At 72.1% G+C, this 13,595-nt stretch carries 13 protein-coding genes; 3 read left to right on the plus strand and 10 right to left on the minus strand.

What is annotated here, in order from left to right:
- On the minus strand, positions 1-1,626 hold a 1,626-nt coding region (locus ACWDNU_RS36985), incomplete at its 3' end, for a carboxylesterase/lipase family protein (protein ID WP_449672279.1).
- 515 nt (positions 1,627-2,141) lie between these two features.
- Here ACWDNU_RS36985 and ACWDNU_RS36990 point away from each other — a divergent pair.
- Positions 2,142-2,708: a hypothetical protein gene (locus ACWDNU_RS36990; RefSeq protein WP_449672280.1), complete on the plus strand. Its 567-nt coding sequence runs from the start codon at positions 2,142-2,144 to the stop codon at positions 2,706-2,708.
- 456 nt (positions 2,709-3,164) lie between these two features.
- Here the strand turns inward: ACWDNU_RS36990 and ACWDNU_RS36995 are convergent, their stop codons facing one another.
- Together ACWDNU_RS36995 and ACWDNU_RS37000 are read right to left on the minus strand one after the other, a co-directional pair.
- Positions 3,165-3,920, minus strand: coding sequence for a GAF and ANTAR domain-containing protein (locus tag ACWDNU_RS36995; protein WP_449672281.1), 756 nt, complete (start codon positions 3,918-3,920; stop codon positions 3,165-3,167).
- Positions 3,921-3,990: 70 nt separating this feature from the next.
- Positions 3,991-4,680 (minus strand): GAF and ANTAR domain-containing protein, encoded by a 690-nt coding sequence (locus tag ACWDNU_RS37000; RefSeq protein ID WP_449672282.1) that lies wholly within the window; start codon positions 4,678-4,680, stop codon positions 3,991-3,993.
- A 414-nt stretch (positions 4,681-5,094) separates the two neighbouring features.
- Between ACWDNU_RS37000 and ACWDNU_RS37005 the strand changes: the two genes are divergently transcribed.
- Positions 5,095-5,409 (plus strand): dsRBD fold-containing protein, encoded by a 315-nt coding sequence (locus ACWDNU_RS37005; protein ID WP_449672283.1) that lies wholly within the window; start codon positions 5,095-5,097, stop codon positions 5,407-5,409.
- A gap of 56 nt (positions 5,410-5,465) precedes the next feature.
- Here ACWDNU_RS37005 and ACWDNU_RS37010 read toward each other — a convergent pair whose 3' ends face one another.
- The gene (locus tag ACWDNU_RS37010) at positions 5,466-7,184 is read right to left on the minus strand and encodes a GAF domain-containing sensor histidine kinase (RefSeq protein ID WP_449672284.1); all 1,719 of its coding nucleotides are present in this window, start codon (positions 7,182-7,184) and stop codon (positions 5,466-5,468) included.
- Between the two features lie 136 nt (positions 7,185-7,320).
- On the opposite strand from ACWDNU_RS37010, the gene ACWDNU_RS37015 reads away from it, so the two are divergent.
- Entirely contained in the window at positions 7,321-8,301 is a 981-nt protein-coding gene (locus ACWDNU_RS37015) for an Acg family FMN-binding oxidoreductase (protein ID WP_370937917.1), read from the plus strand.
- On the opposite strand, the gene ACWDNU_RS37020 is transcribed toward ACWDNU_RS37015, so the two are convergent.
- The 6 genes from ACWDNU_RS37020 to ACWDNU_RS37045 form a co-directional block, all read right to left on the minus strand.
- The gene (locus ACWDNU_RS37020) at positions 8,298-8,948 is read right to left on the minus strand and encodes a response regulator (RefSeq protein ID WP_449672285.1); all 651 of its coding nucleotides are present in this window, start codon (positions 8,946-8,948) and stop codon (positions 8,298-8,300) included. The genes ACWDNU_RS37015 and ACWDNU_RS37020 overlap by 4 nt on opposite strands.
- Before the next feature lie 75 nt (positions 8,949-9,023).
- On the minus strand, positions 9,024-10,739 hold the full coding sequence (locus ACWDNU_RS37025; RefSeq protein ID WP_449672286.1) for a GAF domain-containing protein: 1,716 nt from the start codon (positions 10,737-10,739) through the stop codon (positions 9,024-9,026).
- A 436-nt stretch (positions 10,740-11,175) separates the two neighbouring features.
- Complete coding sequence (locus ACWDNU_RS37030) at positions 11,176-12,054, minus strand: universal stress protein (RefSeq protein WP_449672287.1); 879 nt, start codon at positions 12,052-12,054, stop codon at positions 11,176-11,178.
- A complete protein-coding gene (locus tag ACWDNU_RS37035) occupies positions 12,051-12,638 on the minus strand; it encodes a CBS domain-containing protein (protein ID WP_449672288.1) in 588 nt (195 codons plus the stop codon). The genes ACWDNU_RS37030 and ACWDNU_RS37035 overlap by 4 nt, the downstream gene beginning before the upstream one ends.
- A gap of 70 nt (positions 12,639-12,708) precedes the next feature.
- Positions 12,709-12,999, minus strand: a complete 291-nt coding sequence (locus ACWDNU_RS37040; RefSeq protein ID WP_449672289.1) for a DUF1918 domain-containing protein — start codon at positions 12,997-12,999, stop codon at positions 12,709-12,711.
- A gap of 24 nt (positions 13,000-13,023) precedes the next feature.
- The gene (locus ACWDNU_RS37045; protein ID WP_449672290.1) at positions 13,024-13,587 is read right to left on the minus strand and encodes a CBS domain-containing protein; all 564 of its coding nucleotides are present in this window, start codon (positions 13,585-13,587) and stop codon (positions 13,024-13,026) included.
- Between the last annotated feature and the right edge of the window lie 8 nt (positions 13,588-13,595).

The following is a 13,595-nucleotide window of genomic DNA, read 5'->3' on the forward strand; positions in this document are numbered from 1 at the left end:
GCGTTGATGATTCCTTGATCGGCTCCGCCTGGCGGCGACATTGCCGTCCCTGGTTGCGTGGGCACCGCTGGTTGGGTGCGTTGGTGCGGTTTTAGCGTTCAAGGACATCACCACCGGGTTGCGCTCGGTGAACGGATCCCAGCGCGGAGTCCCGTCCACGGTTGGGTTTCCGGTGCGGGCGAAGCCGGTCCACTGGGCTACCAGCTGGTCGGACAGCACTTTTTGGTTGGGGGTCAGCTTGATTCCCGGCGGAGGCGTCAGCAGCATTCCCTCCGCCACGTGGTACGCGCCGTTCGGCTTGGTCGGGTCCAGGAAGAACGCGGGCGGCACGTCGGTGTCGTCCATCTCGTAGGCGAAAACGGGAATGTGGCGCGAGAGGCGTTCGTCGTTGAGGACGGCGGGGCAGACTGAGTTGGAGTCGGCCACGATGGTCCGGAAGGCCAGGAACGGGGCCGGGTTCGGGAAACGTTTCAGCGGGTACAGCTCGCTGACTTCCTTGGCGTGCTCGCCGTACTGCTGCGCCACCAGTTTGCGGTAGTCCTCCGGCGTCGAAGCCGACGGCAGCTGGACCTCGTCGCGGGCAACGCCGTGCATCAGCGCCACCTTGTTGACCCGGCCCTTGGCGAACGCCTCGCCCGGCGACAGCGGCAGCGTGGTCCCGTTCACGATCGGCGCGATCGTGCCGCTGTCCGGTTTCATCCCGTTGCCCGCCTGTTTCAACAGCGCCGCCACGGGAACCTTGCGCAAGCACGCGCCGGCGTTGTCCTGACAGCCCAGCGCTTTCGCGAACCGCGCTCCGGCCTGCTGGGCCTGCTCCTCGTCGGGCAGATCCGCTTTGCAGTCCTGCGGCTGCCACTGGATGTCCGTGCCCAGCAACGAGTTGTACTCGCCGTTCTGGCTGATGCCGCGCTGGAACAGGCCCGCGGCGGTCGGCGAAGCGGTGTGGTCGCAGACGCTCGACCCGCCCGCGGAAGCACCGTAGATCGTGACGTTGTGCGGATCTCCGCCGAACTTCGCGATGTTGCGCTGCACCCAGCGCAGCGCGGCCTGCTGGTCCTGCAGCCCGTAGTCGCCCGCGTGCTCGCCGAACGCCTCGTGCGCCAGGAACCCGAAAATCCCTAGCCGGTAGTTGACCTCGACGCTGATCACGTGCCCCTCGGTGACGAGCCTGCTCGCGTTCTGCGCCTGCAGCAACAGGAATCCGCCGCCGTGCAGCTGCACCATGACCGGCAGCTTCCCGTGCCCGGGGTTGGCGGGCACCCGGACGTTCAGGTTCAGGCAGTCCTCGGTCTCCGAACCCGGGCCGAGACCGGCCGGCTGCGGGCAGGCGTTGCCCGGCGCGGTCGCGGCGAACGGCTTGGTCCATTTCGCCGGACGCTGCGGCGGAGCCCAGCGCAAATTGTCCACCGGCGGCGCGCCGAACCGGATTCCTTCCCACGACCGGACGTCCGGGCCGGCGATCCCGCACACCGGGCCGTCGTCGGTCGCCATCGTCGTGCCGGGCGAGCACGCCGGCGGCGGGGCGGCTTCGGCCCGGCCGCCCGCCACGGACGCCGAACCGGCCAGCGACGACGCCACGAGGGCGACCGCCGCCAGCGCGACGCCTGCCTTCCCGTCAAGTCTCATCCGTCCTCCTTCGCTCCTGCCTGGCCGGGAGAGCGCGGCGGCGGACGCGGGACACGACGAGCGGCATCCACGCACCGAACGGGCGACCTGCCGGCATGGGCTCGACCTCACCGATGGCCGTTTCCCGGCCACCGCCACGAGAACGGCGCGCGTTCCCGCCGCACTCCAGTCTGAGCGCGGCGGGAAAAGGCACAACCTCCGTTCGGTCGCGCGGAAACTGTCAAATTCCCGGGCAGAATGGTCTTTGTCAGGGATCCGGATTCCGCCGCCGAACCGCGTCCCGCGCTGTTCGCGGGTCCGGCTGCCGAATGCGGTGAATCCGCGGGGGCGCCGAGGACGAAATCCGCGGGAATATGCGTATCGAACCGAGGCCCGGCCTGCCTTTTGTCCGATTCGGGCCTCCCGCCGCTCGAGAGGCCCTCCGAATCGGGTCCTCCGGCCCTGCCCGCCGGGAACCGCGCGTACCTACGGTGGGCAGCACCTCGAAGACAAGGGACGACAAACCGAGGTGTGCCGTGTCCGCTCGAATCGAATGGCGTCTCGCCTGCAGCTGCGTGTTCCTGGTGTGCGCACTCAGCCCGGCGCTGCCCGCGCGGCTGTTCGCCTTGGTGCTGGCTCTCTCGGCCGGCGCGATCCTGGTGTGCGCGATCCGCCCGGGGAGCCTTTTCCGCAAACCCGACCTGCGGCGAAAGCTGTTCACCGCCGCCGCGGCCGGAATGCTGGGCATGCTGCTGGGCTGGCTCTCGCACGCGGGCGGGCTCGTCGCGTCGGCGGCCGGTCTCCTGATCGTGGTGCTGCTGATCAGCTGGACCGTCCGGTTCGCCGGGCATGGCGAGGCACCCGCGCGAACGGCGAACGCGCGAATCAGGCCGCGGTCAGCAGGGTTGCCCGCCCGGCAGGCAGCGCAGCGGATGGTCGGCGGCGGCGTTCCACTGCAGCGCCGCGTTGAGCTGCCCGTCGGACAGGCGGGCGTGGCGCGCGAGTTCGGACAGCGACGCCTGCCCCGCGGACCGGCTGGCCTGGCACAACAGGCGGAACCACCACTGCTCGTCGACCCAGTCGCGCCGGGCCTTTTCGACTAGCTGGGCCATGTGCTCGTCGCCGCAGGCGTAGACGAGCCGCTGGCCGTGGCCGGCGAAATCGGCGGGATCGACGCGCGAGGAATCGGGAACGAGCGCGGTCTGCAGCTTCCCCGGCGGAATCTGCTCGCCGCAGCGCTCGCACGTTTTCCGGCGCCGGGTGCGGAAAGCGGCTTCGGATGACGGAAGCGACATCAGGCACTCCGGACTGTCGGCACGGGTTCCATGTCGCAGATGTCAGAAAGCCGGGGGCCAGGGCACGCGGCATCTGCACGTTCCCAGGCGGGATCCCCGTCGGGACCCCTTCCGGGAAACCCACAGTAACGGCGGCTCGCGGGCCTTGCCAAGACGTCCGTCCGGGCTGTCCGCGGCCCGTCGCGCCGTAGGGCCGGTGCACGGAACGGGGCCGTTACGGTCATTCCGGGTGGTTTCCCGTGCGCGGCGGGTGACAGCCGATGCTCAGTCCTCGCCGAGAAGCTGTTCCGGCCGGAGTTCGCCGCGCACGACCGCCTCGGCCACCTCGCTGAGCCGCTCCCGGTGCGTACGGCTGTAGCCGCGCAGCCGGCCGAACGCCTCGTCCATCTCCACCCCGCCGGCATGGGCCAGCACGCCTTTCGCCTGCTCGATGACGACCCGGCTGTTCAGCGCGTGCTGCAACTGCTCGGTCAGCAGCTCCCCGCGCCGGATCGCGCGCTCCTGCAGGATCCCTATCGTCGCGATGTCCGCCAGTGCGCGGGCCACGTTCAGCGTGGACGCGGCCAGCGGGCTCGCGCTGCCGCCGAACAGGTTCAGCGTGCCGATCACCTGCCTGCGCAGCCGCAACGGCATCGCCTGCACGGACCGGAATCCCGCCGCGGACGCCTGCTGCGCGAACTGCGGCCACCGCGCCGCCTCCGCGGCGACGTCCTCGACCGAAACCGATTCGCCGCCGCGGTAGGCGTCCAGGCACGGTCCCTGCTCAGTCTGCAGCTGCAGCAGTTCCAGCATCCGGGTGCCCTCGTCCGACGAGGCGACCACTTCGAGGCCGCCGCGCTGGTCGGCGAGCAGCAGCCCGGCCGCCGAGGCTCCCAGCAGCGAGACGCAGTACCTCGCGAGCCGGTGCAGCATGTCCGCCACGTCGTACTCGTCGACCAGCGTGTCGGCCATGTCCACGAACGCGCGCAGCAGCTCGTTTTCGTTTGACGACGCGACCGCGCCGGCGAGTCCGTCGCTCATCGGTCTCTCTCCTTCCCTCTGGCGGGGTTCCTCCGCCCGTCCCGCGCGGAACCCGGCCTTCCGACAGCTTTCATGCCTCGATCTCCCGCGGGTGCAACCGCCGGGCGACGAGATCCCGCGCGACCTCGTCCAGCATTCTCCCCTGGGAAAACGTGTACGCCCGCAGCTTGGCGAGCGCCTCTTCCGCGGGAATCGCGAACTCCGCGATCACGATCCCGGTGGCCTGGTGCACCACCGCCCGGTCCCGGCCCATCGCGCCGCTGAGGGTTTCCCCGGCCGCGCCCGCGGTAACCACTGCCAGCAACGCACTGGTCACCAGGTCCGCCCCGCTCAGGATCGTCGCCAGTTCCTCCTCCGAGAGCCACCCGGAATCCCGCCGGTAGATGTCCAGCGCACCGAGCTTCGCCGCGCCGTGCCGGAGCGGAAACGCGAATATTCCGCCGATTCCGGCCAGCGCGGCTTCGGCTCCGAACACCGGCCACGACGCGGGAAGGCTCCGGGACAGATCCGCGGCCAGCACCGGCCGTCCGGTCTCGAACGCTTCGAAGGACGGGCCCTCCCCCAAGCCGAACTGGACCGCGTCCAGATGTTCGACCACCGGATCCGTGGCCAGCACGAGCGCGCGCTGCCCGCCCTCGGCGATCAGCGAAACGGCGGCTCCGTCGACCGGCATCAGCGTCACCACCGCCCGGCACACCCCGGCCAGCGGCGCGGTGATGTCGCGGCCTTCGCGCAGTGCGGCGCGCAAGTTCGAAAGCATGGACGACACCGCCTCCGCGAAATCCCCGACTCCCGGCACTGCCGTTCACCGCCTCACCCGATTCCGGAACCAGCCGCGTTCCGCAGCAGAGTCGGACGGCTTTCGCACCCTACCCCTGTCCCGGCTTTCCGCCGAAGCAGCCTCGCCGGGACCGCAAGAGTACGCAATGGACAGACAGCCGCCACCGGCGATCTCACTGTCCATAGTGGACATCAAGAGCACGCGATCCGGCGAGCGGGACCGGCCCGGAGCCGCGGTGACCTCCTGCCCCCTCCCCGCCCCGCACGATCGGCACTGGCGTCCGAGGAGAGGACGCAGCCGGTCCGGCGGCGGAGCAGGAAAGCGCGCAGAGGACTTCCGGCCCTTTCCTTCCCCCGGCGGGGCCTGCGACGGTGAACCCGGAACGGAGCTGACATGACCGAGACGCCGCAGCAGTGGACACTCGCCATCGCGTTCGACCGGACCGTGCACTACACCCGCGCCAGGGCGGTGCTGCGGACCGACGACGGGGACGAATTCTCCGGCGTCGGTCTCGCGCACAGCGCGGCGGAGGGACGCGGGCTCACGCACGTGGCCGGTTATCTCGCCGCCGGACGGGCGTTGTGCGACCTTTCCCAGGAACTGCTGGAGGCGGTCGTCGTCGACGTCGACGCCGAGCTGAACCAGCTCAGCGCGACGATCCCCGCCAGCCGGTCCGGGGACCACCGCCCGGACGCGCTCCCCGCCTGAACCTCGCCGCGGATTCCCCCGCCCGCCGCGAAACCCCGGATTTCCGCCGCTCCGCCTCAGTTCAGCGGCGCCGACCAGTCCAGCCGCACACCCCCGCCCGGACGCGTCCCGAGCGCGAAGGTCCCGCCGGCCGACTCCGCGCGCTCGCGCAGATTCCCCAGCCCGCTCGGCGAAACGTCCTCCGGCAGCCCTTTCCCGTCGTCGGTCACCGAAATCCGCACGACCTCGTCCCGGACCGCGACGGAAACCGACAGCGCCGACGCGTCCGCGTGCCGGACGGCGTTGCTCACCGCCTCCCGCACGACCGCTTCCACATGCTCGGCCAGCTGCGCGGGGACCGCGTCGAGCGGACCCGCCATGCTGACCGCCGGATGCAGCGGCGCGTCGTCGGTGAGCTCCGCGATCGCGTCGTGCAGCCGGTTCCGCAGCCGGACCTCCCCCGCCGCGCCGCCGTGCAGGTCGAAAATCGCGGTCCGGATCTCCCGCACGATCTCGTGCATCTGATCGATGCTCTCCTGCAACCGCCGCTGCAGCTCCGGCGTTTTCGTCCGCCGCTGCGTGCTCTGCATCGCCAGCCCCACCGCGAACAGCCGCTGAATCACATGATCATGCAAATCCCGCGCGATCCGATCCCGATCCGACAGCACGTCCCGCTCCCGCGCCGCCCGCTGCTGCGCCGCCAGCTGCAACGCCAGCGCCGCCTGGTCCGCGAACGACGCCAGCACCGGCAGCTGCGCGGTCTCGAACAGGGCCGACCCCGGATCCCGCAAGGCGATCAGCACCCCGGAGGTGTGGTCCCCCGCCCGCAACGGCACCACCAGCGCCGGGCCCCGGCCGCGGTCGGCGAACAGCTTCAGCTCGGCCATCCGGCGCGGGGTCCGGTCCTGGAACACCGCCCCCGGCACCGACCCGGCGACGGGCATCCGGGTCCCGGTCAGGTCGGCGCCGCCGCCCGCGCACACGGTGACGGTCAGCTCGGCGGGTTCGGCGTCCCGGTCCTCGTCGACGTCGAGCCTGCCCGTGCCGGGCAGCGCGAGCATCGTGATGTCCGAGCCGGTCAGCTCCAGCGCCCGGCCCGCGATCAGCTCCAGCGCGTCGACCGGGTCCGTGCCGCCGAGGAGCTCCGTGGTCACCTCGCTGGTCGCGCCGAGCCAGCGCTGCCGCAACCGGGTCTGCTCGTACAGGTGCGCGTTCTCGATCGCGATCCCGGCGGCCGCGGCCAGCGCCTGCACGATCACCTCGTCGTCGTCGGTGAATTCCGCCCCGTCTTTCTTCTCCGTGAGGTAGAGATTGCCGAACACCTCGTCCCGCACGCGCACCGGCACGCCGAGGAACGAGTGCATCGGCGGATGGTTCGCCGGGAAGCCGACCGACGCGGGATGCGCCGAGATCTCGGTCAGCCGCAACGGCTTCGCGTCGTCGATCACGAGCCCGAGCAGCCCGTGGCCTTCGGGCAGATGCCCGATCCGCTCCCGCGTCTGCGCGTCGATGCCCAGGTACACGAACTCGGCCAGCGCGCCGTCGTCGCCGAGCACGCCCAGCGCGCCGTAGTGCGCCTCGCCGAGTTCCACCGCGGCCCGCACGATCCGCCGCAGCGTCGCGTCCAGTTCGAGTCCCGACGCGACCGCCAGCACCGCCTCGAGCAGGCCGTCCATTTTGTCCCGGGTGCCGATCAAAAGCTCGATGCGCTCCTGAAGATCGCGCAGCGTCTCCCGCAGCCGCAGCTGCGACAGGGTTCCGGACAGCTTCCGGGGGCCCTCTCCGGTTTCCGGCATCAGACCTGCTTTCGGCGCTCGGCGTTCTCAGAGGAGATGACTTTCGCCCCTGTGCGCCCCCGCCCGGCGGACGCATGCTGAAGCGAAGAACCACGCACGACACAGTGTCCCGCGTTTCGCGGTCCCGGGGAGAAGGATGACCCTTCAGGTGGCGCCGTCCGGCCTGCTCAGCGCCGAACAGGTGGTGTCGGTGCTGCGCTCCGCGACGCTGGCGCCGTCCACGCACAACACCCAGCCCTGGCTGTTCAGCGTCGGCCCGACGGGCATCGAGGTGCACGCCGACGCCGACCGCACGCTGCCCGTCGCCGACCCGGACCGGCGCGAACTGCTGCTTTCCTGCGGAGCCGCCCTGTTCAACCTGCGCGCCGCGATCCACGCGACCGGGGTTCATCCGGCCATCAGCTACTTTCCCCGCCGCGGCAATCCCGACCTGCTCGCCCTCGTGCGCCCGCGCGCCGCCGCCGCGACCGACCGCAAGCTCGCTTCGCTGGCCGAGGCCATCCCGCTGCGGCACACCAACCGCACGCCGTTCACCGCCAAGCCGGTTCCCGGCGGGGCGCTGGGCGCGCTGCGGCACGCGGCCGAGGTCGAACACGCCTGGCTGCCGCGGCTCGACGAGGACCAGCTCGCCGGGCTCAAGGAGCTGATCCGCGAAAGCCACCGGCTCCAGACGGAGGACCCGGCCTTCCGGTCCGAATGGCAACGCTGGACCGGCCGCGGCCGCGACCGGCGCGACGGCGTCCCGTTCGCCGCGGGCGGGGCCGTGACCGCCGACGACACCTGGGTCCTGCGCGATTACGGCGGCGGCTCGCGCGCCCCGGGCGCGGCTCCGCTGGTCGTGGTGGTCGGGACGTTCGCGGACCTGGCGATCGACCGGCTCCGCGCCGGGCAAGCGATGCAACGCGTCCTGCTGACCGCCACCGCCCGCGGAATCGACGCCTCGTTCATCTCCCAGCCGGTCGAAGTGCCCGCGATCCGGGCCCGCCTCCGCGATTTGCTCGGCGGCGGGCTTTGGCCGCAGATCGTGCTGCGCCTCGGTTACGGCGCTCCGGTGCCGCGGACTCCTCGACGGGCACTGGAGGACGTTCTTGTGACGCCCTCGCCGCTCAGCGTCTAACCCGGCCGACGCGGACGCCCCCGCAACTCCGTGGCGAGCACCGCCGCCTGCGTACGCCGCTCCATGCCGAGCTTCGTCAGCAACCGCGACACGTAATTTTTCACCGTCTTCTCCGCCAGGAACATCCGTTCGGAGATCTGCCGGTTCGTCAGTCCCTCGCCGATCAGCGCCAGCAGCGTGCGTTCCTGTTCGGACAGCTGCGACAACGGCCCCCGCTGTTTCTCCGCACTGTCGCGCAGTTTCGCCATCAACGCGGCCGCCGCGTGCGCGTCCAGCAGCGACTTCCCCGCGCCGACGTCGCGGACCGCCGAGATCAGGTCCAGGCCCTTGATGTCCTTGATCACGTACCCGGCGGCTCCGGCCAGCACCGCGTCGAGCATCGCCTGTTCGTCGGTGTAGGAGGTGAGCATCAGGCATTTCAGGTCCGGCGACCACGACCGCAGTTCGCGGGCCAGCTCGATGCCGTTGCCGTCGGGCAGCCGCACGTCGAGCACCGCGACGTCCGGGCGCAGCGCCGGGATCCGCGCCAGCGCCTGCGAAACGTCGCCCGCCTGGCCGACCACGGCGATCTCCGGGTCCTCTTCCAGCAGGTCGGCGACCCCGCGCCGGACCACCTCGTGATCGTCCACCAGGAATACCCGCAGCATCGGTCCTTCTCCCACCTAGGGCTGGTTCGTGCGCCGAGAATGTCGAGAGTACGGCGGCCCGCGCGCCGGAAGGCCTCATTCCCCCGGCGGCGGCTGGGTTTTCACCGGCACGGACCAGCTCAGCCGGGAACCGCCCGCCACCGTCAGCGTCCCGCCGCGGCGGCTCGCCTGCTCCGCCAGCGCGGCCAGCCCGGGCGCGGCGGACACGGCGAGGTCGCCCGAGCCCTCGTACCGGACGGTCACCGTCGTCTGCGTCTCTTCCGCCCGGATCTCGACCTCCACCGAGTCGGCCGAGGCGTGCCGGGCGACCAGCGGCAGCGCGTCGGCGAGCAACGGCACCACGACGTCCGAGGGCACCGGGTCGAGTTTCCCGGTCAGCCGCGTCGACACCGCCAGCCCCAGCTCCTCGCGTGCCTGCGCCAGCACCCGCAGCACCTGGTCGCGGATCGGCTCCGGGCCGGGCGCCACGACGTCGTCCAGCCGGAAAACGGTCTGCTGCACGTGGTTGATCACGTCGTCGAGGTCGGCGATCGTCTCGCGCAGCCGGGCCGCGACCACCGCCGACTTGGCGAGCCCGGCCGTGGTCTGCAGCGACAATCCGGCGGCGTAGAGCCGGTTCAGGATCTCGCTGTGCAGCCGCGCCGCGATCCGGTCGCGTTCGTCGTGCAGCGCCGCGTCCTCGCGTTCGGCCCGCGCCTGCGCGAGTTCGAGCGCCACCGCCGCCTGGTCGGCGAACCAGGCCGCGATCTCCAGGTCGTCGGCGGTGAACGCCGGGCGCCCGGCCAGCCGGGAGACGGTGAGCACCCCGGCCACCGTCCCGTTCCCGGCGAGCGGCACCAGCATCACCGAATCGAGGTTCAGGCTCAGCACGGACGGTACCGACAGCCGGGACAGCTCGTCCGGCCACGAACCGATCCTCGGCTCGCCGCGGGCGAACACCGTGCCGGCCACAGTGGACTCGGTGAGCAGTTCCCGGCCCGCCAGCTGCTCCGCGCCCGCGCCGACCGCGCGTTCGACGAAGAGGTAGCCCTCCCGTTCCGCCGGGCGGGTCACCGAAACCAGGTCCGCGGACGCGAGCTCCCGCGCGTACTCCACGACGCGGCCCAGCGGATCGCCGAGATCCGCCGACAGCAATTCCCGGGTGACCGCCGCGGAAGCGCGCAGCCACTCCTGCTGGTTCCGCGCGGTCTCGTACAGCCGCGCGTTCTCGATCGCGCTGCCCGCCGCCGCGGCGAGCGCGAGCGCGAGCTGTTCGTCCTCCTCGTTGAACCGGCCCTGTTCGGCGTCGGCGAGATAGAGGTCGCCGAACACCTCGCCGCGCACCCGGACCGGGACGCCGAGGAAGCTCGTCATCGGCGGATGCCCCTCGGGGAACCCGGTCGACCTGGGATCGTCCTGCAGCCGGTCCAGCCGCACCGGGCGCGGGTCCTCGACGACCGCGCCGAGCAGGCCCTTGCCCTCGGGCAGCCGGCCGATCCGCTTGACCGCCTCGGCGTCCATCCCGGTGTGCACGAACTCGGTGAGCCGCCCGTCCGGCCCGATCACGCCCAGCGCCGCGTACCGTGCCCCGACCAGTTCGGACGCGGACTCCACGAGCCGGCGCAGCAACGCCGGCAGCGCGAGGCTGCCGGTGATGGACTGGGTCGCGCGCAGCAGCCCGCGCAGCCTGCCCTGCGTGCTGATGACCTCCTGGGCGCGCTCCACCAGCTCGCCGAGGAGCTGGTCCAGTTCCGTCCTCGGCTGATCGGGGAACGTCAGCCTCGCTTCTTCGGGTGTGTCCCGCTGGTTCACCCCGGCTCCTGCCCGTCCGGCGCCGCCGTCCCGTCCGCGCGGCGCCACTGGGAATTCAGTCTTGCGGCTCGTGCGAGCGGCCGTCAAGCGCGCGAAAAGGGGGCCGGCGGCGATTTTCGGCGCTGCACGGGAAAACGATCGTGCCGGGTTCTCTCCCCGCCGGGAAATCGTGCCGGGAACTGTCGGAGCCGCGCCCGGTCCGGCGGCCGCGATTCCTTGGCCGAGCGGCGGAAGCGGGCGCGTCCGGCGGTGCGCCGCAAGGCCGAACGGAGTGGTCGGCCTGCCCCGGATCCGGGCCGCGGACGGCGGCGGAATGGTTCTTCCGGCGGAAATCCCGATCTTCGGGCCAGTCCCGGCGGAATTGCCGTTGCGCCGTCCGGCCATTCCCCGTCTCGCCCGGTTGTTGTCGTTTTGCCAGAAGTTCGCGCGGGGCCGGTCAACGGCGCGCCTCCGGCCGCACCACGAGGACCGGGCACGAGGCGTGGTGGATCAGCGCCTGTGCGGTCGACCCGAGCTGCATCCCGGCGAACCCGCCCCGGCCGCGGCTGCCGACGACCATCAGCTGGGCCCGCTCCGACTCGTCGAGCAGCACCTGCCGCGGCCGGTCGCGGACCAGCTTCCGGCGCACCTCGACGTCGGGGTACTTCTCCTGCCAGCCGTCGAGCCGGTGCGCGAGCAGCCGTTCCTCGACCGGCTGGCGGCGGGTTTCCCGCTCCGGCAACGGACGCGCGGTGCGCTCGATCGCGTCGCACACCACGTCGGCCCAGGCGTGCACCGCGACCAGCGGAACCCGCCGGAAACTGGCTTCCTCGAACGCCGCCGCGATCGCCGCCTCGCTGTTCGGGCTCGTGTCGACGCCGACCGCGACCGGCCCGTCGGGCGGAACCGGGCCGTCGCCGCGGCGGCCGCGGACCACCGCCACCGGGCAGCCCGCGTTGCTCACGACCGCCGCGGTCGCCGCGCCGGCCAGCATGCCGGTGAACCCGTCGGTCCCGGTGCGGCCGAGCACGACCATCCGGGCGTCCCGGGACCGGTCGATCAGCAGCGCGGGCGCGGAATCGGTGTAGACCTCGTTGCGGACCGCGTCCGCCGCCAGCTCCTCCGCCTCGGGCGCGAGGAGCCCGCAGTCGGCGGGCGCGTCCTCGAAAAGCGGGCCGGGCCCGGCGAATCCGGCGGGCACCGCGGTCTGCAGGCAGTGCACGAGCTCCAGTTCGAGGTCGCGGCCCGCGGCGAGCCGGGCGGCCCACCGGACCGCTTCGGCCGCGCCGTCCCATCCGCCGATCCCGACGAGCACCGTGCGGCTCCGGCCGGTCATCTGCCCGTCCCGTCGCTCGCCGGGCCCGCGCCCACCACGCCGGGCACCGCCAGCGCCAGCAGCGTCGCGACGTCGCGGTCGGTTTCGTCGTCGTAACGATCGGTGATGCGCACGATCCCTTCGTGCACCTCGACTTTCCAGCGGCCGGTCCCGCCGTAGACCTCGAGCCGGTGGCGCACGTCCGCCGCGATCGCGGTGTCGGCGCGGGCGAGCACGCGGACCACGTCGCCGCGCGTCACGATCCCGACGACGTGGGAAGACTCGACGATCGGCATCGCCTGGCTCTTCGCGTCCACCAGCTCCCGGCAGACGTCGGCGAGGTCGGCCCCCGGCGGCATCCCGGCGGCGGGCGAGGTCATCACCGCGCCGACGGTCGTCTCGATCGCGCCGGAGCGGTACGGACGGCGCCGGCCCGCGCCGCGGCCGAGGTCGGCCTCGGTGACGATGCCGACGAGCCGTCCGTCGTCGTCCACGACCGGCAACGCGGGGAAGCCGCGGTCGGCCAGAATCCCGGCGGCCTCGTCGGCGGAGGTCCACGGACGCACCATCTCCGCAGGCGAGGACATCAGATCGCGTGCGCGCATCAGACCCGTCCTTTCCCTGGTACTGGCTCGAAAGTAGGCGACGGAACGGACCGGGCACGCCGGTCCGGAGTCACCGGGGCGAGGGACCAACGTCCTCAGTGCCGCGCCGCGGACGGTTCCCGGCGCGGCGGGGACGCGCGGCCCTTCCGCCGTTCGGCGCAGGGCCGTTCCGCTCGGCCTCGGTGAGCACGACCGCGTCCGGGCCGGGGTAGATCGTCGAAACGTAGCCGCCGAGGAACCAGGCGACGGTGAACGGCGGGCCGCCGTCCGGGGTCCCGACCGCGACGATGCGGCCGTGCCGGTCCGGGAACTCCGCCCGGACGCTCTTCACCACCAGCCAGTCGCCGGGCTGTGCGCGCATCGCTTCCTCCTCGGTCCGGGCGGATCACCGCGACGGGAAAAGCTCCACCGCGACAACGCCTTCCGCGGTCAGGGCGAGAGCTTTGACGAGCCGCCGCTCGGCTTCGCCGGAGAACCCGCCGCGGATCGTGACGGCCCCGCCGGCCACCGAGACCTCCCAGTGATTCCGGTGCCCGGCGTAGTCGCTCAACAGCGCGCGCAGCCGGGACGCGATCGCGTCGTCCCGGCGGACCAGCGGAACGAGCAGATCGCGGCGGCTCACGATCCCGGCCAGTTCGCCGCGGTCGGTCACCGGGACGCTGCGGATCCGGTCGGCCAGCATGCGAACGGCGATCGCCGCGACGTCGGCGTCGAGGTCCACCGGCTCGACCGGCGCGGTCAGCACGGCGCGCACCCGCAGCCCCGGATCAGCCATCCGGACACCAGCCAACGCGTCTGTCTCGGTGAAAAGCCCCAGCACCCGATTGTCGTGATCGACCACCGGCAACGCCGCTACAGCGTGCTCGGCCAGCAGCACAACAGCGTCCTCGACCAGGAAACCCGGACCGACACTGACCACCGGCGTGCTCATGATGTCCCGTGCACGCAAGACTCTCC

Source organism: Amycolatopsis sp. NPDC003676 (assembly GCF_053587275.1).